General features: G+C 30.6%; 20 protein-coding genes. 16 read left to right on the plus strand and 4 right to left on the minus strand.

The annotated features are described in order from the left end of the window. Window positions 1–119 precede the first annotated feature (119 nt). The gene (locus tag ACTG48_RS04600; protein WP_479918250.1) at window positions 120–1,124 is read right to left on the minus strand and encodes a substrate-binding domain-containing protein; all 1,005 of its coding nucleotides are present in this window, start codon (window positions 1,122–1,124) and stop codon (window positions 120–122) included. A 270-nt stretch (window positions 1,125–1,394) separates the two neighbouring features. On the opposite strand from ACTG48_RS04600, the gene ACTG48_RS04605 reads away from it, so the two are divergent. From ACTG48_RS04605 to ACTG48_RS04650, 10 genes are all read left to right on the plus strand, one after another. Further along, on the plus strand, window positions 1,395–2,300 hold the full coding sequence (locus ACTG48_RS04605) for a hydroxymethylglutaryl-CoA lyase (RefSeq protein ID WP_021383600.1): 906 nt from the start codon (window positions 1,395–1,397) through the stop codon (window positions 2,298–2,300). A 31-nt stretch (window positions 2,301–2,331) separates the two neighbouring features. Beyond that, on the plus strand, window positions 2,332–3,594 hold the full coding sequence (locus tag ACTG48_RS04610; RefSeq protein ID WP_479918251.1) for an SLC13 family permease: 1,263 nt from the start codon (window positions 2,332–2,334) through the stop codon (window positions 3,592–3,594). 76 nt (window positions 3,595–3,670) lie between these two features. After that, the gene (locus ACTG48_RS04615) at window positions 3,671–4,864 is read left to right on the plus strand and encodes a CaiB/BaiF CoA transferase family protein (RefSeq protein WP_479918252.1); all 1,194 of its coding nucleotides are present in this window, start codon (window positions 3,671–3,673) and stop codon (window positions 4,862–4,864) included. Window positions 4,865–5,464: 600 nt separating this feature from the next. Continuing rightward, complete coding sequence (locus ACTG48_RS04620) at window positions 5,465–6,259, plus strand: enoyl-CoA hydratase-related protein (RefSeq protein ID WP_479918253.1); 795 nt, start codon at window positions 5,465–5,467, stop codon at window positions 6,257–6,259. A 94-nt stretch (window positions 6,260–6,353) separates the two neighbouring features. After that, entirely contained in the window at window positions 6,354–7,694 is a 1,341-nt protein-coding gene (locus ACTG48_RS04625; protein ID WP_021383672.1) for a GntP family permease, read from the plus strand. Between the two features lie 137 nt (window positions 7,695–7,831). Further along, window positions 7,832–9,067: a CaiB/BaiF CoA transferase family protein gene (locus ACTG48_RS04630; RefSeq protein ID WP_021383553.1), complete on the plus strand. Its 1,236-nt coding sequence runs from the start codon at window positions 7,832–7,834 to the stop codon at window positions 9,065–9,067. A 15-nt stretch (window positions 9,068–9,082) separates the two neighbouring features. Continuing rightward, on the plus strand, window positions 9,083–10,225 hold the full coding sequence (gene acrC, locus ACTG48_RS04635; RefSeq protein ID WP_479918254.1) for an acryloyl-CoA reductase: 1,143 nt from the start codon (window positions 9,083–9,085) through the stop codon (window positions 10,223–10,225). 10 nt (window positions 10,226–10,235) lie between these two features. Then, window positions 10,236–11,030 (plus strand): electron transfer flavoprotein subunit beta/FixA family protein, encoded by a 795-nt coding sequence (locus ACTG48_RS04640; RefSeq protein WP_021383678.1) that lies wholly within the window; start codon window positions 10,236–10,238, stop codon window positions 11,028–11,030. 13 nt (window positions 11,031–11,043) lie between these two features. Then, window positions 11,044–12,063, plus strand: a complete 1,020-nt coding sequence (locus tag ACTG48_RS04645; protein WP_479918774.1) for an electron transfer flavoprotein subunit alpha/FixB family protein — start codon at window positions 11,044–11,046, stop codon at window positions 12,061–12,063. A gap of 98 nt (window positions 12,064–12,161) precedes the next feature. Continuing rightward, the gene (locus ACTG48_RS04650) at window positions 12,162–13,538 is read left to right on the plus strand and encodes a sigma-54 interaction domain-containing protein (protein WP_021383613.1); all 1,377 of its coding nucleotides are present in this window, start codon (window positions 12,162–12,164) and stop codon (window positions 13,536–13,538) included. A 151-nt stretch (window positions 13,539–13,689) separates the two neighbouring features. Here ACTG48_RS04650 and ACTG48_RS04655 read toward each other — a convergent pair whose 3' ends face one another. Next, window positions 13,690–14,037 (minus strand): hypothetical protein, encoded by a 348-nt coding sequence (locus ACTG48_RS04655; protein WP_234781094.1) that lies wholly within the window; start codon window positions 14,035–14,037, stop codon window positions 13,690–13,692. Between the two features lie 490 nt (window positions 14,038–14,527). On the opposite strand from ACTG48_RS04655, the gene ACTG48_RS04660 reads away from it, so the two are divergent. The 5 genes from ACTG48_RS04660 to ACTG48_RS04680 all read left to right on the plus strand — a co-directional run bounded on the left by ACTG48_RS04660 (window position 14,528) and on the right by ACTG48_RS04680 (window position 19,187). Further along, the gene (locus ACTG48_RS04660) at window positions 14,528–15,538 is read left to right on the plus strand and encodes a DUF4116 domain-containing protein (RefSeq protein WP_021383621.1); all 1,011 of its coding nucleotides are present in this window, start codon (window positions 14,528–14,530) and stop codon (window positions 15,536–15,538) included. A gap of 135 nt (window positions 15,539–15,673) precedes the next feature. Further along, the gene (locus ACTG48_RS04665) at window positions 15,674–16,162 is read left to right on the plus strand and encodes a flavodoxin family protein (RefSeq protein ID WP_021383614.1); all 489 of its coding nucleotides are present in this window, start codon (window positions 15,674–15,676) and stop codon (window positions 16,160–16,162) included. Window positions 16,163–16,326: 164 nt separating this feature from the next. Beyond that, window positions 16,327–18,255 (plus strand): EAL domain-containing protein, encoded by a 1,929-nt coding sequence (locus ACTG48_RS04670; RefSeq protein ID WP_479918255.1) that lies wholly within the window; start codon window positions 16,327–16,329, stop codon window positions 18,253–18,255. Window positions 18,256–18,452: 197 nt separating this feature from the next. Beyond that, window positions 18,453–18,863 (plus strand): universal stress protein, encoded by a 411-nt coding sequence (locus ACTG48_RS04675; RefSeq protein ID WP_021383594.1) that lies wholly within the window; start codon window positions 18,453–18,455, stop codon window positions 18,861–18,863. A gap of 21 nt (window positions 18,864–18,884) precedes the next feature. Beyond that, the gene (locus ACTG48_RS04680; protein ID WP_021383628.1) at window positions 18,885–19,187 is read left to right on the plus strand and encodes a PTS Lactose/Cellobiose specific IIB subunit; all 303 of its coding nucleotides are present in this window, start codon (window positions 18,885–18,887) and stop codon (window positions 19,185–19,187) included. 120 nt (window positions 19,188–19,307) lie between these two features. Here the strand turns inward: ACTG48_RS04680 and ACTG48_RS04685 are convergent, their stop codons facing one another. After that, window positions 19,308–20,000 (minus strand): FadR/GntR family transcriptional regulator, encoded by a 693-nt coding sequence (locus tag ACTG48_RS04685; RefSeq protein ID WP_479918256.1) that lies wholly within the window; start codon window positions 19,998–20,000, stop codon window positions 19,308–19,310. A gap of 25 nt (window positions 20,001–20,025) precedes the next feature. After that, complete coding sequence (locus tag ACTG48_RS04690; RefSeq protein WP_479918257.1) at window positions 20,026–21,213, minus strand: MFS transporter; 1,188 nt, start codon at window positions 21,211–21,213, stop codon at window positions 20,026–20,028. Window positions 21,214–21,551: 338 nt separating this feature from the next. On the opposite strand from ACTG48_RS04690, the gene ACTG48_RS04695 reads away from it, so the two are divergent. Continuing rightward, on the plus strand, window positions 21,552–23,429 hold the full coding sequence (locus ACTG48_RS04695) for a beta-glucoside-specific PTS transporter subunit IIABC (protein WP_479918258.1): 1,878 nt from the start codon (window positions 21,552–21,554) through the stop codon (window positions 23,427–23,429). The last annotated feature ends 93 nt before the right edge of the window (window positions 23,430–23,522 follow it).

A 23,522-nucleotide genomic window follows, 5' to 3' on the forward strand; every position in this document is an offset into this window, starting at 1 on the left:
ATGTATACACCTCTAAACCATGTTTACATAATAATATGTAAATATGATTCAGAGGTGTTTTTATATTTGTAAAAATTGTTTTATAAATACTAAAAACATATCCTGTAAAACTAATAATATTATAAAAGGTTTTGAACAGGACTCGATTGTCTATAGATGATGGATGGGTATATTACTTGACGTTGAATACCACTCATTCTTCCAGTAACAATATCGATAATCATTCGAAGGCTACGTTCTGCTGTTTCCTCCATTTTCAAGTCTATAACTGTTAATGGTGGTGTACTTCTTGCCATTAGCCTTGAAGGTCCATTACTTGCTGCAAATATCTGAACATCATTTCCAATTGAAATCCCTGACTCATTAAATGCATTCATTATACCAAGAGCTACTACATCATGGTTACAAAAGATTACTTTTTTTATTGAGTTCTTTGCAATCATTTTTTTAGCAATATCATACCCACTATCTATTTTGTTAGAACAATAATATATAGAATCTGGTAAATATATTCCATGTTCCTCACATGTCTTTAAAAAAGATTTGCCCCGTAAAGTCATACATGTAAATGAAGACGGGTTAAATACAACAGCTATGTCATTTTTACCATTTTGAATAGCATGTAATGCTGCTATACGACCAGTTTCTTCATTATCAATAGATACACTCGAAAAACCTTCTATTTCACGATTTACAACAACTACAGGAATTTTAGGTTTATTTTTTAATAGGTACTCTATATCATCAGCATTAATACCTGTCAAAACAACACCATCATAATAATTGTTTGAAAAAAGATATTCATCATCGCATAAATGGCCAACAGTATAAGGTCGTATGATAATATTTATATCTAAATGCTCTAAAGAAATGACATGGTTTATTGCTTGAAATATGTTGGTTGATGCCAATTCAAAACCAGAATCTTGCCAATAAAATGCTATTTGAATATGATTATGTACTCTAGGAGTAGAGCGTTTATATCCAAGCTTATCTGCTGAATTTAAAACTATATCTTGTGTATGTAGTGGAATTCTTCGTTCATTTCCCTTACCACTTAAAACATAGGAGACTGTTGCTGAAGAAAGACCACAATCTTTTGCAATATCTTTGATTGTTGCCATGATAAAAATCCTCCTTGAATAGTTGCTTAAACTTGCTTACATTTATTATCTTAACATATATCCAATCAAAGAACAATATTCTACAATCTGCAAATCCTAATGAGTGAAAATAAATAAATCTTAAAATATATTTATTGTGTTGACAAAACTTAACAGATAATACTATAATGTGCTTAAATAAGCTTATTAATAAGTTAATATTAAGCAATATTAAGCAGTAATATAACAATGCTAGCTTGTTATGTCACTGTAAATAAAGGGGGCAAAGAGATGAGTAAGATAAATATACTTGAAGTTGGTCCAAGAGATGGATTTCAAAATCTAAAAGAATTCGTAGATACAGATAAAAAACTAAAAATTATTGATGGTCTTATTGATTCTGGTATTAAAGAATTAGAAATTGGTTCATTTGTAAGTCCAAAAGCCATTCCTCAGATGAAAGATGCAAAGGAAATAGCAACCTACTGTGTAAAAAATTATCCTGATGTAAAGCTTTATGCATTAGTTCCAAATTTATACGGTGCTAAGCTTGCATGGGATTGTGGAATAAGAGATATATCTTATGTTATTTCCTTAAGTGAAACTCACAATAAGAAAAATATAAATAGAACTCATGAAGAATCCATTACTGAACTAAAAAAAATAATAGATTCTTATCCTGAAATGAATATATGTGTTGGAATAGCCACAGTGTTTGGCTGTCCTTTTGAAGGGATACCAAAGATAGAGGATGCGGTAGCATTTAGTAAATGCCTTTGGGAAAACGGTATCAGAGAGATTAACTTAGCAGATACAATAGGTATTGCTGACCCTAAACAAGTTAGAGAGACTATTAGTGCATTAGTTGAAGCATTACCAGAATGTAGATGGCAGGTACATATACATGATACTAGAAATATGGGGATGGTTAATACTCTTGTAGCTATTGAGTCTGGTATTACTACTGTTCAATCTACACTTGGAGGTTTAGGAGGGTGTCCTTTTGCACCTGGTGCATCTGGTAATACTGCGACTGAGGATTTGGTGTATATGCTTGAACGTATGGGATATGATACAGGAGTAGATTTTAATAAACTTCTCGAATTATCTAAATACCAAAAGAGTTTGATAGAGGGTGTATATAGTGGTCATCATGTAAATATAAAATCTGAAATTTCTAGTTGTCAATTGTCTTGATTAAAAAAATAAATGATTTGGGGAGGTCAATATGGATATTATAGCTTTAATTTTATTTTTAGGTGTTATTGTTCTAGCTTTTGTACGTAAGAATAATGCAGGGATTTTAGCTTTAGCTGTTGGTGTCATAGCAGTTAGAATATTTGGCATGGATGAAAAAGAGCTTTATGGAGCTATAAGTAACTCAATGTTTACAACACTTGTTGGAATAACATTACTTTTTGCAATAGTAAATTCAACTGGAGCATTAAAGTTAGTTGCAGAAAAAATAGTAGCTGTTTCTGGTAAGCGAGTTTGGCTTATTCCAATAGCAGTTTTTATTGCAGGATTTATTGTTGCAGGTGTTGGTCCAGGTGCAATTCCAGCACTTGCGATAATTCCAGCAATGGCTGTTCCCGTAGCAATAACTGTTGGTTATAATCCTGTAATGCTTGCACTTATAGGCGAATGTGGATTAATGGCAGGTCGTATGACACCTATTACTCCAGAAGGTCAAATTATAACAACTGTTGCAGAGAGTGTTGGGATTGAAAATGTTATGCCTGCTATTTTAGCATGTCAAACCTTATCAACGATTGTATTTTCAATAGTATTGTTCATAATTTTTAAAGGATATAAACTTAAAAAACCTATAAATATTATAGATAGTAAGAATATAGAAAAGTTTAATGTAAAGCAAATAATTTCTCTTATAAGTATATTAGTCATGATTGCTTTTATTATATTTTTCGATATGAATGTTGGACTTGCTGCCTTTTCAGTTTCGGCTATACTTCTTCTTTTCAATATCGCTGAAGATGGAGAATGTATCAAGGCAATCCCATGGAGTACAATAGTAATGGTCCTTGGGGTGGGAGCAATGATGACAATTGTGGATGCAGCAGGAGGGATTGACTTGATGAGTAATGCATTATCATCACTAATGAATAGTAAAACTGCTACTCCAATTATGAGTATTTCAGCAGGACTTATGTCTATGGTAAGTTCGGCATTAGCAGTAGTGTATCCAACTATGATGCCTATGTGTGTTGATATAGCTAAGTCAGTTGGAGGAGTAGACCCACTAGCACTTATTGCAGCAGTTGGTGTAGGAGGTTCTCTTGCTGGTGTAAGTCCACTTTCTACTGGTGGTGCATTGATTTTGGCAGCTATGGGGTCAAGTAAGAAAGACTTTAATAAAGAAGAACAAAATAATGTATTTATTCAACTTTTCGTTATGAGTGCAGTTGGATTATTAGTTATTGCAGTAGTATCAGTTTTATTCTTTAATGGAATAGCACATATAATGCATTAATTTCGATAATTGAGGAATTTGTCATTAAACTCAACTTTTAATATTGAGTAATATAATATAAATTGGAGGTATAGATATGAAAAAAGGAGCATTAAGCGATATAAAAGTACTTGACCTTACTAGAGTTCTTGCAGGTCCATATTGCACAATGATGTTGGCTGATTTTGGGGCACAGGTTATAAAAATAGAAGTGCCAGAAAAAGGTGATGATACAAGAAAATTTGGACCTTTTGTAAATGGAGAAAGTTTATACTATGCAAATATAAATAGAAATAAGAAAGGTATAACTTTAAATCTTAAATCAGAAGAAGGTAAAAACATATTCTTAGAAATGGTAAAAGAGGCTGATGTTGTTGTAGAAAATTATAGACCAGGTGTAATGGAAAAGTTAGGGCTTGGTTATGATGAATTATCTAAAGTTAATAATCAAATAATTTATGGAGCTGTGTCAGGTTTTGGCTGTTATGGACCATATTCAGAGCGTCCAGGATATGATATTATTGCACAAGCAATGGGTGGACTTATGAGTATAACAGGAACTGAAGGAGGAGAACCAACAAGAGTAGGAAATGCTATGGGAGATGTATTGGGAGGTATGAATTTAACTATTGGCATACTTATGGCACTTAATGCTAGAAAGATATTTGGAAAAGGACAAAGAGTAGATATTTCCCTCGTTGATTCAGTTGTATCATCTCTTGAAACTGGCATACAAAGATATTTTGATTCTGGTCAGCCTGAACTTATGGGGAATAGATACGCTTCTGCTTACCCTTATGACTCTTTTAAGGCAAGTGATGGTAATTTTGTAATAGGTTGTGGTAATGATAAATTGTTTGAAAAATTGTGTAAAAAAGTACTTTTTAGAGAGGAACTTTTAGAAGATGAAAGATTTAAAACAAATCTTAAGCGTTGTGAACATCATAAGGCTCTTAAACCAGAAATAGAAAAATGGTCTGTTAAGCATACAATAAAAGAAGCAGTTGATTTAATATCAGAAGCTGGCGTTCCTGCTGCACCTATTTATAATCTTGGTAGTGTTACAACAGATGAACACATTGCAAAAGCAAGGGAAATGATTGTAGATATGAGACATCCTATTATAGGAGATATGAGAGTCAATGGAAATCCAGTTAAGTTGATGGCAACAAAAGCCCAAATTAATGTACCAGCACCATCTTTAGGAGAAAATAATGAGGAGATTTATAGTAGTTGGCTTGGTTTTGATAGTGATAAAATAAATGATTTAAAAGAAAATGGAGTTATTTGATTTTAGAGAAAAAGTATAAATATAATATTTATTCTCTCCTAAGAATTGTAAATCAAATCTAAAATTATCATAAGCATTTAAGATAGGAAAGTCTATTTAGACATTAAGTCTTTGTGGATTTTCCTATTTTCGTTAAAAATTTATACTATTGGAACAGATATATAGATATACTAAACTAAAGTATTAACAATTTAAATTGATAGAAAATAAGTTACCTATATGTTCTAAAGATTCTTTATTAGACTGTAAAGAGGCTTATGGGCATGTTACTTAAATTATTTTAATGAAAATATCAAAAATGAGACCGCATTCTCAAAAATGAGACTGTGTTTTTTAAGTATTTTCTCTAAAATGAGACAAAAATATTGTTTTATGGGTTTTATTGGATAAAAATTCTTTAGTGAATTACAATTTAATCAATTCTAAAGTTAAAAATTATTAGAAATTAAGTGAAATTTATGTATATTTTGTTTATTTTATCAAAAAAAAACAATTTTTTAATGAAAATAAAGAAATTAAATATAAGTTGGCTTAGAACTTGCTAATATATATTAACAAGAAAGTGTAGAAAAAATAACAATGAATAATGGGGGGAATATGATGGGATTTGTAATGGAAAATTTAAAAAATCTTAAGGTGGAAGTTAAGGATAAAGTCTGTGTTATTACTATAAATAGACCTAAAGCTTTAAATGCTCTTGACAATGACACCCTTAGAGAATTATCTCAAGTTGTTGATGTAGTATCAGAAAGGGAGGAAATATTAGGAGTTATTATTACTGGAGAAGGTAAAGTTTTTGTAGCTGGAGCTGACATACGTCAGATGCAAAACTATAAAAGTGAAGAAGGAAGAAAATATGCAGGTTATGCCCAAGGGATTTTTGATAAAATTGAAGCTCTTGAGAAAACAGTAATAGCAGCAGTTAATGGATATGCATTAGGTGGTGGATGTGAACTTGCTATGAGTTGTGACATTAGAATTGCATCAGAAAAGGCTATATTTGGACAGCCTGAAGTTAATTTAGGAGTCATTCCATGTTTTGGCGGAACTCAAAGATTATCAAGACTTGTTGGAACTGGGATAGCTAAAGAATTAATTTTTACAGGAAGGCAAGTAAATGCAGAAGAAGCTAAATCTATTGGTCTTATTAATAAAGTAGTTCCAAGTGATGTGCTTTTAGAAGAGGCAATGAAGATGATGAATCAAATAGTTGAAAAAGCACCAATAGCAATAAGATATGCAAAAGTAGTTATTAATAAAGGAATAGATATGGATTTAAAAAATGCTCTTGAACTAGAGAAAGATATTGCAGGTTTAACTTTTGCTACAAGAGATAAACAAGAAGGAATGGATGCATTTATAGAAAAGAGAAAACCGATTTTTGAAAATAAGTAGCTATTATAATTAAATTGGAAGAAATGTAGAACATATTAAAAATCTAAATTTCGTGAAAAAATACATATAGTTTAATTTTAAAAGGAGTTAATTTATGAATACGGGAGTAATTATAAGTTTAGTAGGAATTATCATAGCCCTATCCCTTCTAGTTGTAATGGTTATGAAGGGAGTAAATATTTTTATAATAGCAATTGTATGTTCACTACTAGTTGCTATAACAGGAAATTTAAATGTATATAATGCACTTAAGGTGGATTATATGACAGGATTTGTTGGATTTCTTCAGGCAAATTTCTTTATTTTCCTAACGGGTACTTTAATGGGAAAAATAATGGAGATTACTGGCGGGGCAAAATCTATTGCTAAGATGATTGTAAGATGGATTGGTAAGGATAAAGCATTGCTTTCTATTCCAATAGCATGTGGAATATTGGCCTATGGGGGAGTGAGTGTTTTCGTTGTAAGTTTTGCAGTGTTTCCGATAGCTTTAGAAATTTTTAAAGAAGCTGATTTACCACGAAGATTCATACCAGCAGCTTTGACTTTTGGATGTTCAACTTTTGCTATGGTTGCACCAGGAGCACCACAGATTCATAATATTGTTCCAGCTTCAACCTTAGGGACAGATATTATGGCTGGAGCAGTAAATGGATTTATATCATGTGCAGTAATGTTTGTAGTTGGAAGTATCATTTTATACAAAATGGTTTCAAAGGAAAAGGCTAATGGTGGACATTTTATAGCACATGAATCAGATATATTTGATGAAGTAGCAACAACTAATTCTAAGAGAGAAAATGGTCCTAATGGTCTAATTGCATTAATTCCATTAATAGTATCAATCCTAATAATCAATGTAAAAATTAATGGACAAGCAATAGTACCAATTGAGGTGGGAGTGTTTATAGGAGCTTTATTAGTGTATTTATTGTTAAATAAATATCAAGATAATAGCAAAATAGTTGGACATGTTGGTGATGCATGTAAAACTACAGTAGTAGCAATATGTAATACTTGTGCTGTAGTTGCGTTTGGTTCAGTTGTAAAATCAGCAGTTGGTTTTGACTTTATAGTTAATGCTATGACTAATATTCCTGGACCTCCTATTGCAGGGGCTGCGGTTGGGACTACAGTTATTGCAGGTATCTGTGGGTCAGCTTCAGGTGGACTTGGAATTGCCGCTCCACTTCTTGGACCAGTATTTTTAGCTAAAGGTGTTTCTGCTGCAGCGTTAACTAGAACTATGGCAATTTCATCAGCAGCATTAGATTCACTTCCACACAACGGATATATAGTTACTGTAACAAATGGTCTATGTAAAGAATCACATAAGGATGCCTATATGCCAATATTTTGGGTAACTGTTTTAACCCCAATTATTGGAACTGTAGTAGCAGTTCTTCTCTTTACAATGTTCCCAGGATTACCATAACAGAAAAGATAAAAAAGTATAAATTATATTTTGATATGTAAAATCAATTTTCAAAATATATATAATAAATTTTATGTTTTAGTAACATGAATACCATATTTAAAATACCAAGTTGACAGTATAAGGAGGAATTGAAAGTGTTAAATAAACCATTAGAAGGAGTTAAGGTAATTGACTTAACATATTTTGTAGCAGGTCCAGGTACTTCTAAAATATTAGCTGACTGGGGTGCTGATGTTATTAAGGTAGAGCCGAGTTTTGGAGACCCAGGAAGAAAGACAGGGGCAACAATGACAATGCCAATAGATGATGATAATAATCCTTTTTACAGTACATATAATTCAAATAAAAGAGGTTTGTCTATAAATCTTAAGAGCGAAGCAGGAATTGAAATTATGGATAAGCTTTTAAGTGAAGCCAACGTATTTGTTTCAAGCTATAGAACAGGAGCATTAAAAAGGCTAGGTCTTGACTATGAATCATTAAGTGAAAAGCATCCACATCTTATCTGGGGACAAATAAATGGTTTTGGTGATTTTGGACCTGCTAAAGATAATGCAGGTTTTGATACAGTTGCATTTTGGGCAAGAAGTGGAGCTATGCTTGATATCGCAGAGAAGGATACAAGTCCAATAAATCCACCTATAGCTTTTGGAGATGCCACAACTTCTTGTAGTTTATCTGGAGGTATATGTGCAGCTTTATACCAACAAGCTAAGACTGGAAAAGGGCAAAAAGTAATGGCCTCTTTATTCGGACAAGCAATATGGAATGCATCATCTTTATTAGCATCTACACAGTTTAGCGACGAGTACCCAAAAACTAGAAAGAATGCTATTTCTCCAGTAATAAACTCTTATCGTTGTAAAGATGGAAAATGGATATTCTTAAGTATCCTAGAGCATGAGAGATATTTTGAGGCACTTTGTAGATTATTTGGAAGAGAAGATTTAATAAAAGAAGAGAAATTTGCATCTTCAGTAGAAAGTAAGAAAAATGCTACAGAACTTATTAATATTTTGGATGGTGAATTTGCAAAATTCACTCAAAATGAGATGGTCGAAAAGCTTACTACTGCGGATATAGCCCATGAAAGAATTCAACATGTTAACGATGTAGTAACTGATGAACAGGCTATTGCTAATAACTATATATATGAACATACAAGCAAAAATGGAAATAAGACGATGCTTGCATCCACTCCAGTTAAGTTTGGAAATATTGAAGTTAACATGACCTGTGATGCACCACTTATAGGAGAACATTCAGATGAGATATTAAGAGAACTTGGATACAGTGATTCTGATATAGAAGCTCTAATTGAGTCTGGAATTGTAGCAATGAATAAAGAAACATGTGAAGTATGTCAATAAATAGGAGGAAATTTTATGGATTTTAGATTAACAGAAGCACAATTAATGCTTCAAAGAGTAGCAAAAGAATTTGCAGAGAATGAAATAGCACCAATAGCTGCTGAAACAGATAAAACGGGTATTTTCCCAAGAGAGCTTTTTAGCAAAATGGCTAAAATAGGATTTAATGGTATTGGGACGCCTGTAGAGTATGGTGGCTCTGGTGGAGCGGATATAGAAAAGGTAATTGTTGTTACTGAGGTTGCAAAAAAATGTGCAGCATCTGCAGCAATACTATCAATACACACAATATATGCTCAAGCTATTTTGAAATTTGGTACTGAGGAACAGAAGAAAAAATACCTTCCTATGATGGCTGAAGGTGGGTGTGTAGGTGCTTTTGCATTAACTGAACCTAATGCTGGTTCAGATGCAGCAAGAGCTGCAACAACTGCAATCATTGATGAAGCAACTGATGAATATGTTTTAAATGGGACTAAGTGCTTTATTTCTGGTGGAGGTCAAGCAGAATCGTTAATAATATTTGCATTGACAGACCCATCAAAGGGGATAAAGGGAATGTCTGCTATCATCGTTGACAAAGGTACTCCAGGTTTTTCAATAGGAAAAATTGAAGAAAAAATGGGTATCCATGGTTCAGAAACTGCAGAGTTAATCTTTGATAACTGTAGAGTTCCAAAATCTAATCTATTAGGAAAAGAAGGAAAAGGCTTTAACATAGCTATGACTTGTCTAGATGGAGCAAGAATTGGAGTTGGAGCTCAAGCTGTAGGAATTGCTGAAGGTGCCTTAGAAGAAAGTATAAAATATTCTAAAGAAAGAGTTCAGTTTGGCAAGCCAATTTCAGCTTTGCAAGGTATTCAATGGTATATAGCAGATATGGCTACTATGGTAGAATCAGCAAAGTTGTTAGTATACTATGCGGCAGACTTAAAAGCTAGAGGAGAAAAACACACTAAAGAAGCTGCCATGGCAAAATACAATGCCTCACGCACTGCAAGAGAAGTTACAAATCTAGCTCTTCAAATCCATGGAGGATATGGATATATGAAAGATTATCCATTAGAGAGAATGTACAGAGATGCCAAGATAACAGAAATTTACGAAGGTACTTCAGAAATACACAAGGTTGTTATTTCAAGAGCAGTACTAGGATAGGAGGAAGAGAATGAATATAGTTGTTTGCTTAAAGCAAGTTCCAGATACTAATGAAGTTAAAATAAATAAAGAGACAGGTACTCTAATAAGAGATGGTGTACCAAGTATAATTAATCCAGATGATAGAAATGCTTTAGAAGAAGCGTTAAAAATAAAAGATGAACTAGGAGCAGTGATTAAGGTTGTAAGCATGGGACCTCCTCAAGCTAAAAGTGCTTTAAAAGAAGCTTTGGCAATGGGAGCTGACGAAGCATATTTAATTTCAGATAGAGCTTTTGGTGGTTCAGATACTTGGGCTACATCAACAATTATTGCTGCTGCTATAGAGAAGGTTGGAAAGTATGATGTAATATTCTGTGGAAGACAAGCTATAGACGGAGATACAGCTCAGGTTGGACCAGAGGTTGCAGAATTCTTGGGAGTGGCACAAGTTACCTATGCAAAAGAAGTAAAGGTTCAAGGTGATAAATTACTAGTAACTCGTTATACAGAGACAGGAGATTATTTAATAGAAGCAAAGATGCCAGTATTACTAACGGCTATAAAAGAGTTGAATAGTCCAAGATATCCAAGTGTCAAAGGAATCTTAGAAGCTTACAATAATGGGGATGAAAAGATTACTGTGTTAACACTTGCAGATTTAGATATTGATACAACTCAAATTGGATTAAAAGGTTCACCTACAAATGTTTACAAGTCTTTTGTACCAGTTAAAGACAAGCATAATGAAATAATCGAAGGTATAAATAAAAAGGAAAAAGCTGATAAATTAATAGAAATACTATTCGATTTGAAACTAGTATAGGAGTGTTAAGATGATGAGAGCAAAAGTTAATCAAGGTATAAATTTAAATGATTATAATGGAGTTTGGGTAATAGGAGAGCAAAGGGAAGGCAAAATTAATCCTGTTACTATAGAACTTATTGGTGAGGGAAGAAAGCTTGCTGACCAACTAGGGAAAGAACTTGCAGTTGTAATAGCTGGATATGAAGTAGAGAAAGAAGTAGAGGATTTACTTCACTATAGTGTTGATAAAGCATATTATATCAACGACCCTCTTCTTAAAGATTTCACAACTGATGGATATGCAATTTCAATTGCAGGTTTAATTGAAGAAAAAAAGCCAGAGGTTGTACTAGTTGGAGCTACTTCTATAGGAAGAGATATCGCACCTAGAATTGCAGGAAAAGTTGGGACAGGTCTAACTGCTGATTGTACAAAACTTGAAATAGATTCAACAGATAATAAGTTATTACAAACAAGACCAGCCTTTGGTGGAAATTTAATGGCTACTATTGTTTGTCCAAAAAATAGACCACAGATGTCAACAGTTCGTCCAGGTGTTATGTCAAAAGCTGTAAGAACTGAATCAGAGAGTGGAGTTTTAGAGGTTGTTACTCCAAAACTTACTGAAAAAATGATTAGAACTAGACTAGTAGAAATGCTTCCACAAGAAAAGAAATCCATAAATCTAACTGATGCTAGAATAATAGTATCAGCAGGAAGAGGATTAAAGAGAGCAGAAGGATTTGAACTAATAAAAGAATTGGCAGATAAATTGGGGGCAGAAATTGGTGCTTCAAGAGCGGCAGTAGATTCAGGGTGGATAGAACATTCTCATCAAGTTGGACAAACAGGAACTACTGTTAGACCAGAGTTATACATTGCATGTGGAATATCTGGAGCAATACAGCATCTAGCAGGGATGAGTGATTCTAAATATATAGTTGCTATAAATAAAGATTCCAAAGCTCCTATTTTCGATATATGTGACTATGGAATTGTAGGGGATTTATATGAAATTCTACCTGAGATGATAGAGTCATTAAATAGGTAACTTCTAGAAAACATTGAATACATAGAATGGTAAGTCTTATAATATTGTATTGTAAGACTTATTATTTTTGCTGAAGGTGATAGTGGAGGGATGAGACAATGAAAGAGCACTGGTATAAGGATATATTTGCAAGAGTGTTATCCATGACTGATGATGGCTTTATTGTTGTAAATAAAGATGGAGTAATCATAGATATTAATGATAAATATTGTGATTTCTTAGGGAAAGAAAGAGAAGATATAATAGAACATAATATACAAAGTATTATACCAAATACAAAAATGTTAGATATTATGAGAGATAAATATTGTGAAGAAGGAGCCATACATCATTATTTAGGTGGAAAAACAAAAGAAAAAAGTGTAATAGTAAGTAGATCTTATGTGGAAAATGAGAATGGAGAAGTAGTTGCAGGGGTAGCTCAAGTTAAATTTAGACTGCAATCCTTTGATGTAGCTAAAAAGTTAATGTCAGAATATATGGAGCTACAATATTATAAAGAACAGTTCAAGGATAAATGTAGCTTTGACAAGCTCATAGGTGAAAATAGAGATTTCATAGAACTTAAGAAAACAGGTATGAAAGCTTCTAAAACCAACTTCTCAGTACTTTTAACGGGTGAGACAGGTACAGGGAAAGAAGTCTTTGCTAGAGCAATTCACAATAATAGCAGTAGAGCAGACAAACCTATGGTTAGTATAAACTGTGCTGCAATACCAGAAGAACTACTAGAATCAGAGCTATTTGGGTATGATGAAGGAGCTTTTACAGGAGCAAAAAAGGGAGGTAAAAAAGGTAAGTTTTTAGTTGCGAATAATGGTACAATCTTCTTAGATGAAATAGGCGACATGCCTTTGACCATGCAAGCAAAACTTTTAAGAGTTCTTCAGGAAAGTGAGATAGAACCAGTTGGAGGTCTTAAGACTATAAAGATAGATGTAAGGGTAATCTCTGCTACAAGAAAGAATTTAAGTAAAATGGTTGAAGAGGGATTGTTTAGAGAAGACTTATACTATAGGTTAAATGTAATAAATATTCATATGATGGAATTAAAGGACAGACAAGATGATATTTTATTGCTAGCAAATTATATACTAAATAAATTAAATGTTGAATATAAGAAATTGAAAGTTCTAAGTGATAATGTTAAAAATTGTTTTATTAACTATATTTGGCCAGGAAATATAAGAGAACTAGAAAACGTAATAAAAAGCGCCTATGCTGTAAGTGATGATATGGTCATTATGATGTGTGACCTTCCATCTAAGATGGATAATATCAGCAGAGTAGCTCAATGTAATGTGGATAGTAATTGTTCAATTCATGAAATGGTTGAGAATTATGAGAAGAGTTTAATTATTGATGTTTTGAAGAAATACAATTGGAAATGTTCCAAAGCAGCAGAGGTTATGGGAATACACAAAAGTCTTTTATATAAGAAAATAAAAAAGTATGAAATTGAATTAAATAATTAAGGTGAATTGAATTTAATTGGAAATAACAAAACCCTCCTAGCTTTTAGACAGTTTTACATATTTTAACTGTCTGCTAAGAGGGGTATAGTTCAAATTCAGAATTACTTTTACTTATCATTTGCCAAAAATGTTTTAATAGTTCTTCTGTTATTTAGTCATAATTTTCTACTTCTTTATCAAGTTCTTTTCCACAAGAATCACATTTATATATAGCATTATATCCGTAATCATATTCATCAACTATTTTCTTTTGTCTAAATACACCACCACATTCACATAAGAAACCGCTTTTTATAAGTGTAACAATAAATTGAGACTTTATAAATTTTATATCATTACATTTGTCATTAGCATAAAATGTATAAATATAAGAGTTATCACATTCATCTCTTAATTCAAATTTTTCAATATATGTGCTGTTTTTTAATTCCTCAAATTCTTCTTTAGTCAAGTATGATTTTTGTTGCAATTCATGTAAGCGTTTAATTTGGTCCATCATTTACATCCTCCCAATAATTTTAGTATTTTAAGCTTAGACAAGGATTCTAAGTTTTATTAAATTTATCTCAAGGAATTATTTAAATCATATTTAGTTTTATTAATTACAAGATATATAAATTAGATTGATTAAAACTAATTGTAAAAATAATATCCCATGAAAACCTAAATTACTAACCCCTTACTAACCCGAAAACTAAAAAAGAAAAAAGAAAAATATATCCAAACATAAGTGATATATAAATAAAAATATTCTATATAAATTTAACTTTAAATATTCTGACAATAATATATAAAAATATATTATAGTTAAAATATACCACATATTTTGGGTATTGTATACTGGAATTAGAGCAATTAATTTATTTTTTAACATACAAATGATTATGTAAAAAAAAACAAGACTCAAAAAATTTTATATTCTTTGATAGAATAAAAATGAGAGTAAATTTATTGAATTTTGTAAAATTTATAAGGGGTGAGTATAAGATATGCAAGAAAATAAAAATGATATATTTGAATCAATAGATAATGATGATTTTGATAATAAGACAGAAGATGAATATTTAGAAATAGTAAGAAAAAACGGATTAAATTTAATATACATAAAAAATCAAACAGAAGATATATGTCTAGAAGCTGTTAGACAAAATTGTAATGCAATAAAATGTGTTCAGAATCAAACAGAAAAAATATGCCTAGAGGCAGTTAAACAAGACTGGAGAATGTTAGAATTTGTGGAAGAGCCAACAGAAGAAATTTGCATGGTGGCCATTAATCAAGATGGAACAGCATTAAAATACATAGAAAATCAAACAGAGGAATTATGCCTAAGAGCTGTTGAAAAAAATGGTGCTGCATTGGAATATGTAAAAGAGCAGACAGAAGAAATCTGTATAGAAGCAGTGAGAAACAGCGAGTTTGGGTTAGCAAGGGTAAAAAAACAAACAGAAAAAATATGCATGGAAGCAGTTAAGCATTGTAGTTATAATCTAAAATGGGTAGAAAATCAAACAGAAGAAATCTGTATGGAAGCAGTGAGACAGAATGGGCTTGATTTGAAGTTTGTAAAAAATCAAACAGAAACAATTTGTTTAAGAGCAGTAAGACAAAATGGAATGGCACTAGAATTTGTAAAGGAACAAACTATTGGTATATGCTTAAAGGCAGTAAGACAATATGGAATGGCATTAAAATTTGTAAAAGAGCAGACAGAAGAAATTTGTACAGAAGCTATAAAACAAGATAAAAGAGCTCTTAGTTTTGTAAAAGAAAATAAGGAAAAATATAAAGTTTTATATGATAATAATGAGCCATTTGCAAAACGCTATGTTAGAAATGTAATAGAAAAAGAAAACAGAGCATTGATTAAAAAGGGTGAAGAAAATGCAAAAATCAAAATTGCAGGAAAACTTTATGACAGAGGAATGTCTTTTGAAGAAATATCAGATATAGTTGAAATTGAAATAAGCAAATTAAAAGTGAGTTTAGGAGTCTTTTAAAGTAATAAATTTAGGGATTTTTTTAAGTGAATAGTTAATAAAAAAATAATCGACTAGTTCTTTGTAGTATATCAAAATTAATGCTATAATTTTACATATAATAAATTATTTTTATTAAATAAGGGGGAATTTAAGTTGAAGATTACGATATTATATCAAACAAGAAGTGGAAACACAGAAAAGGTAGCTAAGCTGATAGAAGATGGGGCTAAAAAAGTGGATGGAATAGATGTTAAACTTATGAGATTTGACAATATTGATTCAGAGTATTTAAGTGAAAGTAAGGCAGTAATATTTGGAACACCAACTTATTTAGCAAATACAACTTGGGAAGTAAAAAAATGGTTTGATGAAGATTCAAAGAAAATCAACTTAGCTGGAAAATTAGGCGCTGTTTTTGCTACATGCGACTATGTCTGTGGAGGTCCAGATGTTGCAATACTTACTATAGTAGGTCACTTGATGGTCAAAGGTATGCTTGTTTACTCTGGAGGAGGCTCTTTAGGAAAGCCATTTATACATTTGGGACATGTACATTCAGTTGAAGGACCAGAAGTACAAAATGAGAAGGCTATAATATTTGGTGAAAGAATTGCTACTAAAGCAAAAGAGCTATTCGCTTAATTTCTATATGTGTATTAAGAATTATAATAAATTTAGATTTTTAGTGGGGATTTGATGTAAAAGTTATAAAATAAAAATTTTTCCATAAAATTACTCAAGATGAATTATAAAATAATTATATTATTAAAATAATTAAAATTAAACATTAATAGTGAGGGAAGTTTATGGTATGGCATATAGAATATGAGATTTTTTCTGCAGTTATAGTTATCTTTTTAATGGTATACTTTTTTAGAAGTAAATTTATACCTACATTACAAAACAAAATATATTGTGCACTTTTAGTATTCTCATTTTTATTTATAATTTCAAATATTTTAGGCTCATTTTGTCTAAACAATGTAGATGAAATTCCAATTTTTATTACTATTTTATTGAATCAAATATATTTATTATTATTGCCAATACCAGCAGCACTTGTATCGTTTTATGTGATGGCTATTATTTATCAAGATATAAGGTATATGAAAAAAAGGTTATTATTTTTATCTATACCACTCATAGTTTGTATAATCTTATCTATTACAAATCCTTTTACAAATATTCTATTTGGATTGTCAAAAGAAACAGGTTATATACGGGGTTATGGGTATGTTGCAACTTTTGCATCTTTTTTCTTTTATGCAATATATTCAGCATTTTTATCTTTTAAATATAGAAAAGCAATGCATGAATCAAAAATATGGGCTATTAGAGGTTTTCTTATAGTTTCAGTTGTAGCAATTATATTACAGGCGGTTTTTTTACAATATCTTCTTACAGGAGCTGCATGTGCATGTAGTTTACTTTTGACATATCTTTCTATGCAGAATCGAGGTCTTATTATTGATGACCTTACTGGTGTACTCAATAGACAATCTTTTATTCAAGAGTTAGATTTGAATATCAATACTGAACAATCAGGATTTATCATCACAATTGCACTTGATGACTTTAAATTTATGAATGAAACTTTTGGGACTAAAAATGGAGATATTGCATTAAAAGAAGTTGGAAAATATTTGATTCATATACATGATGTAAATCATGTATACAGAATAGGAGGAGATATATTTTCTATTGTTGTAAATAGTCAACTAGGTATAGAGCCAGAAGAGATTATTAAAAAAATAGAAGAAAGATTCAAAAAACCTTGGTTAGTAGAAGAGATAAACTTTAATTTAGCAACTAGTATTGCTGTAGTTTATTATCCAGAAAATGCTGAAACAACAGAAGATGTTATAGTTGCTATAGATTTCTCTATACATGAAGCAAAGCGTTCTGACTCAAAACATGTTATTTATGCAGATGCATCTATAAGGGAAAAGATAAAGAAGAAACATATGATTAAAAATTGTTTAAAAGAGGCATTAGAAAATGATGGATTTGAAGTTTATTATCAGCCAATATTTTCTAATAGTAGAGGTAGATTTACCTCAGCTGAAGCATTACTTAGGATGGAACATAAAGACTTAGGTTTTATACCTCCTGATGAATTTATAACAATTGCAGAACAAACAGGGTTGATTAACTTAATTGGATTAGTAGCTTTTGAGAAAGTATGTAAATTTATAGCTAGTGATGATTTTGAGGATTTGAAATTAGATAATATAGCTGTTAATCTTTCTGTAGTGCAATGTATGCAAAAAAATTTGGCTGATGATTTACTTTACATTATGGATAAATACAATGTATCACCAACTAAGTTTAAACTTGAAATTACAGAGACTGTGGCATTGGGTTCTTTTAATATAATTAAAGAAACAATGGAAAGATTAATTGATTTAGGGGTTAAGTTTTCACTTGATGACTTTGGAATTGCTTATTCTGGAGTTACTAATATGCTTTCTTTACCATTTTCAATAATTAAGTTGGATAAGAGTTTGATTTGGTCTATGAATGAAGATAGTAGGCACAAACTTACAGTTGAAACTATTATAGCTCTTATAAATAAATTGAATATGAAGGCTGTAGCAGAAGGTGTTGAGACTGCCGAATGTGCTGAAGAATTAGCGGATATGGAGTGTGAATATTTACAAGGTTATTATTTTTCTAAACCAGTTCCAGAAGACGTTTTGAAAAATTTATTAAAAAGAAATGTATTTGTAGACTAATAACCTTTATTTTTTTAATTACAATTTTGTTCATTGACACTGTTAGTTATATATTATAAAATTAACACAATAACAAATATTAAAATTATTATACATATTATTAATATTAATTCCTAAAGTAAAGATTTATTATATATTTTATAACTTAGAATATATATTTTACTTAATTATTCTAAAGTAAGAAAGGAAGATGTGACATGAATAGAAAGAAAATATTAGTACCAATTGATGGGACAGAGAGAAGTATGCATTCTTTGGAATTTATACAAGGAATATTCAAAAAAGATGAAGTCGAAGTAGAGATAATGAATGTAAAAGAACTAGTATTTATTGATGGCATATCCCTGGCTGAAGAAATAAAGAATTCTGAGAACTTAGGAAGAAGAATCCTGGATAAAGCAGCAGAGATAATGGGTGAGTATGATGTTAAAGTACACTTTACTTTTGGATATCCAGGAGATGAGATAATTAGAAAAGCAAAAGAAGATAATGTAGATATTATAGTTATGACAAAATCTACTAAAAAAGGTCTTACAAGAATGATAGGTTCAGTAACAGCAAGTGTGGTTAAACAAGCCAAATGTATAGTAATGATTGTACCGGAGTAGAATTAGTGAGGTATTTGAAATATGAATAAAAAGATAGTAGCAGTTTGTGAAAGTGAAAGAAGTTTAAATTCTCTTAAGGAAGCTGCAAATGATTTAGGATTTGATTTAGTTTATGAAATTCAAGAGAATGATAATATAAAAAATGAACTTTCAATTTATGATATAGAAGATGCATCTATTGTATTATTTGTTACAAGTGATTCTATAGAAAGTATAGATAAGATTGACAGATTTATAGATAGAGAATTTTATGAAGTTGACCCAAAGTATATAATAGAAGATGCAAAATCTATAGTAAGTGAAATTTTAATAGACTTAAATTAATCGTGGGTGTCGTGCTAAGAATAGGGCGACGCCTTTTTACGTATTTTATAATAAAAAAATCCCAATTTATTTAAATTTGAGATTTTTTTATTATAAATAGATTTAAGATAAAGTAGAAGTTTAATCATGTTGAAATAACTGAATGACATCTTCCAAATGATTGTACATTGCTGTATAACCTAAGTCAGAGTCTTTATTATCAAATGCCATCATTATCTCGTTATGATGACTAATCATATCCTGTAGAGAATTTCTATATTTAAACCCAAAGTATTGGTTAGAAGAAATTGTTTTAGGTATTAACTCATAATATTTTATAAAAATTGGATTATGAGAAGCCAATATTATTTCCTTATGAAATTGTAAGTCAGCATCATAACATTCTTCTATAAAACCTTGAGAAACCTTATCTAGTTCTTCTACTGACTTCAAATAAGCATGTCTTATTTTTTGAAGTTCTTTAGTAGTAGCATTTAAAATTGCCAATCTTGTAGCTTCACTTTCTATAAGTTGTCTTGCTCTTAAAGATTCAACGTAAAATTCTTGTATATTGTGATTTTTATATACTTCATTATCATCAAACAGGTCAATTTTTTTAAATCCTTCAACTACAGGACTTGAGTAAGGTACAGCCCTAAGTATTCCTTCTTTACAAAGTATATCTATAGCATTTCTTACAGGGATTCTGCTTATATTAAACAGGTCAGCAATCTTTCTCTCACTGGGCAATTTACTATTAATTTTAAAAGTTCCATTTAGAATATTTAATTTAATATAATCAATAATTTTTTCAGTGGCATTTAAGTTTTTCATAAAAACTCCTAAACATATAATTTTTTTATGATTGTATTATATCATAGTTAAGAGTTAAATCTACTTTTTTATAATATGTATAAGATAATATAGAAGCTATTATAGCTATAATAGCTAAGGTAAAATAGCCATATTGAATTGAAATATAATCTGATATTTTACCAACTAGCATTGGAAATATAGACATTCCTATAGCATAAATTGCTTGAAAAAAACCCATTGCAGTAGATTTCTGATGTTTTGGTACGTTTTTCATAGACTCACTAGTAAGGTAAGAAAGAAGTATACCTGTAGATATACCTGGTAGCAATTGTAAGCTAAATACTATGGTAATATTTTTTATTGTTGGAACTAAAAAGCAATAGGCTGAAATTAAAAGAAATACTAAAGGAATCCAAAATTTTGGTCCATATTTGGTGCAAAATTTAGTAGAAGCAAAGCCAGAAGAAGCAACAGCACACAGCATGTAAAATATGGAAGATAAGCCTATAAGGGTAGAGCTAGAGCCTAAATTTTTAAGAATTTGAGTAGTAAACGACATTGTTGTGGACATTTGAATACCTTGTTGAATCAATGCCATAAAAGAAAAAAATATAAGTCTTTTATCCATACATATAGATAAATGGTTTTTAATTGATGTTTTTTTGTGTATATTATTTAAATTATGTTCTTTTATATTTAAAGCTAGAATTGTGCCAATAACTGAAGATAAGACACTCATGATACATAAAGTTGTCATTCCTAACCTTTCATAAAATAAAGTACTCATAACAAATCCAATTAACATTCCTAGATTGTTTACTAATATTATCATACTCGTAGCTTTTTGTTGATGTTCTACAGAAAAAAAGTTGGTGTAATGAACCATGTAAGAAATCCAAGTTGATGATGATATTCCAGATAAAATATTAGCTATAAGAAAACCATTGCCTCCAGGAGAAAAGATTCTTATAAGAGATGCTAAACCAGCAAAAAAAATTCCTGATAATATAAATATTTTGTGTTTATTTATATTATCAGCAAAGACTCCAACAGGAAGTCTTAGCAAACATTGTGAAACTCCATAGGCACCTATTATTATGCCAATCATATTTGTAGATACATTACAGGCACTTAAATATGGATTTTGGAAAGGTATGTATACATATTGCGAAAACCAGAAAAATGCAACAATAGTAAGTAAAAGTAGTTCTTGATTAGATGTTTTTTTCATATTATCCTCCGAATGGTATTTTTATAATGCAAATAATATACCATTTAAAAATTTTAATCAAGTACTTTCTATTGAAAAAAATAAATTAAATATATAATTATTATTTACTAAAAAATTATATTTTATAGTTGAATTAAGAAAACGCTTGTGTTACTATTAAATTAACAAATTTGAATATTATAACAGTAGACGTGTTACTGGTAATGCAGGCAAGATCGAATCAATTTTTATAGATTATCTATAGAGTACTATGGGTATAATCTATTTATTTGGTTCGTTTTTTTTGTTTAAATGGCCATAAAACAAAAAGCCTATAATTGAAAATGGAGGATTTTTTTATGGATTATAAAAATATAGCTCAAGAAATTCTACTAAACGTAGGAGGAAAAGAGAATATAAATGAAGTGACTCATTGTATGACAAGACTCAGATTTAAGGTTAAAAGTTCTTCTAAAGTGAATAAAGATAAGTTATCCAAAACTGAAGGAGTAATAACTGTTGTTGAGAGTATGGGTCAAATACAAGTTGTAATTGGTAATAAAGTAAAAAAAGTGTATGATGAGGTTATAAAAATGGTGCCTCAATCAAATGAAGTAAGTAAAAAAAATGAAAATGAAGAAAAACAAGGTATAATAAATTCTATATTATCTGCAGTAGCTGGTATATTTACACCTACAATACCTGCTATAGCAGGTGTTGGTATGATTAAAGGTATTTTATCAGTTCTTGCCATGTATTATATGAATAAACATGGGGTAGATATAAAAGAAACTCAAAGTTATATCATTTTAAATGCTATGGCTGATTCTATATTCTACTTTATGCCAATTATACTAGGATATACTGCGGCTAAAGTGTTCAATGCAAATAAAATAATATCAATGGTACTAGGAGCCACACTTTGCTATCCAGCTTTTACGACTTTGATGGCAGGTGAAGAGACTGTTAGATTTTTAGGGTTGGTGGTAACCAAAGCTACATATACATCATCTGTTATTCCAATAATTATTGCTATATGGGCTCTTTCATATGTTGAAAAAGTATTAGAAAAGTATATTCCTGAAGTAATAAAAATAATAATGGTTCCTACATTATCATTAGTTATAATGTTACCTGCAACATTATTTTTATTTGGACCAATTGGTATCTATATAGGAAATATCATAAACTTTTCTTACAAGTATATTTATGAACTAAGCCCTGCATTGTGTGGAGCATTTGTAGGAGGATTATGGTGTGTTTTAGTTATATTTGGAGCACATAGAGCACTGTTACCAATAGGTATAAGTGATGTAGCTCAGACAGGAAGACAAAATTTATTGGCATTTGCAGGAGCTGCTAACTTTTCACAAGCAGGAGCTGCTCTAGGGGTATTTTTTAAAACAAAAAACCAAGGTTTAAAAACAATCTCTATGTCTGCAACTATAACAGCTCTATTTGGTATAACTGAACCTGCAATATATGGTGCTAATCTTAGATTGAAAAAACCTATGGTATGTGCTGTAATATGTGGTGCAATTGGAGGTGCCATAATGGGAATGGGTGGAGCTTATGGTAATGCATTTGCAAACCAAGGTGTTTTAACTATACCTGTATATGCTGAGGCAGGGGCATTAGGTTTTTTAAGTTATTTAGGTGGTTGTGCTATAGCGTTTTTTGGTTCAGCTATTTCAACTTATCTAGTAGGGTTTGAAGATTTAGAAGAATCTTCTAAAGAAGAAAATTCAGTTATAAAAGTAGAAACAAAAGATGGCGTTATTGATATAACTTCACCTGTTGAGGGAGAATGTATAGAGTTGTCAGAAGTAAAGGATGATGTATTTGCATCAAAAGCTATGGGAGAAGGGATAGCTGTATTACCTAAAAAAGGAGTAATAACAGCACCTACTGACTGTGAAGTAGCCTCTTTATTTCCAACATTACATGCGATAGGATTAAAACTGGATAATGGAGCAGAGATGTTAATACATGTTGGAATTAATACAGTAGAATTAAATGGTAAATATTTTACAAAACACGTTAATCAAGGAGATTTAGTTAAGAAAGGTGATAAACTTATATCCTTCGATATAGATAAAATAAAAAAGGCTGGTTATGATGTAACTACACCAGTTATAGTAAATAATACGTTTGATTTTGGACAAGTAATTTCTTGCAAACCTAGTTATGTTTCAACTAATGATAATATAATTTCATTGGTATTAGCTAATAACTAAGTTAATTTAACTAGAAATAAGTAAAAAATAAATAATCAGGCAAGTATATTCAAAAAGTGAACTTATTGCAATGAATTAAAGAAGAAAATAATT

It is taken from the genome of Clostridioides sp. LIBA-6822 (genome assembly GCF_056688955.1).

Coding starts and splice junctions, on each gene's coding strand:
- ACTG48_RS04645 (WP_479918774.1), top strand. CDS start 11,044: ATGAGAGCAAAAGTTAATCAAGGTATAAATTTAAATGATTATAATGGA.
- ACTG48_RS04680 (WP_021383628.1), top strand. CDS start 18,885: ATGAATAAAAAGATAGTAGCAGTTTGTGAAAGTGAAAGAAGTTTAAAT.
- acrC (WP_479918254.1), top strand. CDS start 9,083: ATGGATTTTAGATTAACAGAAGCACAATTAATGCTTCAAAGAGTAGCA.
- ACTG48_RS04695 (WP_479918258.1), top strand. CDS start 21,552: ATGGATTATAAAAATATAGCTCAAGAAATTCTACTAAACGTAGGAGGA.
- ACTG48_RS04620 (WP_479918253.1), top strand. CDS start 5,465: ATGGGATTTGTAATGGAAAATTTAAAAAATCTTAAGGTGGAAGTTAAG.
- ACTG48_RS04605 (WP_021383600.1), top strand. CDS start 1,395: ATGAGTAAGATAAATATACTTGAAGTTGGTCCAAGAGATGGATTTCAA.
- ACTG48_RS04615 (WP_479918252.1), top strand. CDS start 3,671: ATGAAAAAAGGAGCATTAAGCGATATAAAAGTACTTGACCTTACTAGA.
- ACTG48_RS04610 (WP_479918251.1), top strand. CDS start 2,332: ATGGATATTATAGCTTTAATTTTATTTTTAGGTGTTATTGTTCTAGCT.
- ACTG48_RS04640 (WP_021383678.1), top strand. CDS start 10,236: ATGAATATAGTTGTTTGCTTAAAGCAAGTTCCAGATACTAATGAAGTT.
- ACTG48_RS04675 (WP_021383594.1), top strand. CDS start 18,453: ATGAATAGAAAGAAAATATTAGTACCAATTGATGGGACAGAGAGAAGT.
- ACTG48_RS04685 (WP_479918256.1), bottom strand. CDS start 20,000: ATGAAAAACTTAAATGCCACTGAAAAAATTATTGATTATATTAAATTA.
- ACTG48_RS04660 (WP_021383621.1), top strand. CDS start 14,528: ATGCAAGAAAATAAAAATGATATATTTGAATCAATAGATAATGATGAT.
- ACTG48_RS04670 (WP_479918255.1), top strand. CDS start 16,327: ATGGTATGGCATATAGAATATGAGATTTTTTCTGCAGTTATAGTTATC.
- ACTG48_RS04690 (WP_479918257.1), bottom strand. CDS start 21,213: ATGAAAAAAACATCTAATCAAGAACTACTTTTACTTACTATTGTTGCA.
- ACTG48_RS04655 (WP_234781094.1), bottom strand. CDS start 14,037: ATGATGGACCAAATTAAACGCTTACATGAATTGCAACAAAAATCATAC.
- ACTG48_RS04600 (WP_479918250.1), bottom strand. CDS start 1,124: ATGGCAACAATCAAAGATATTGCAAAAGATTGTGGTCTTTCTTCAGCA.
- ACTG48_RS04625 (WP_021383672.1), top strand. CDS start 6,354: ATGAATACGGGAGTAATTATAAGTTTAGTAGGAATTATCATAGCCCTA.
- ACTG48_RS04650 (WP_021383613.1), top strand. CDS start 12,162: ATGAAAGAGCACTGGTATAAGGATATATTTGCAAGAGTGTTATCCATG.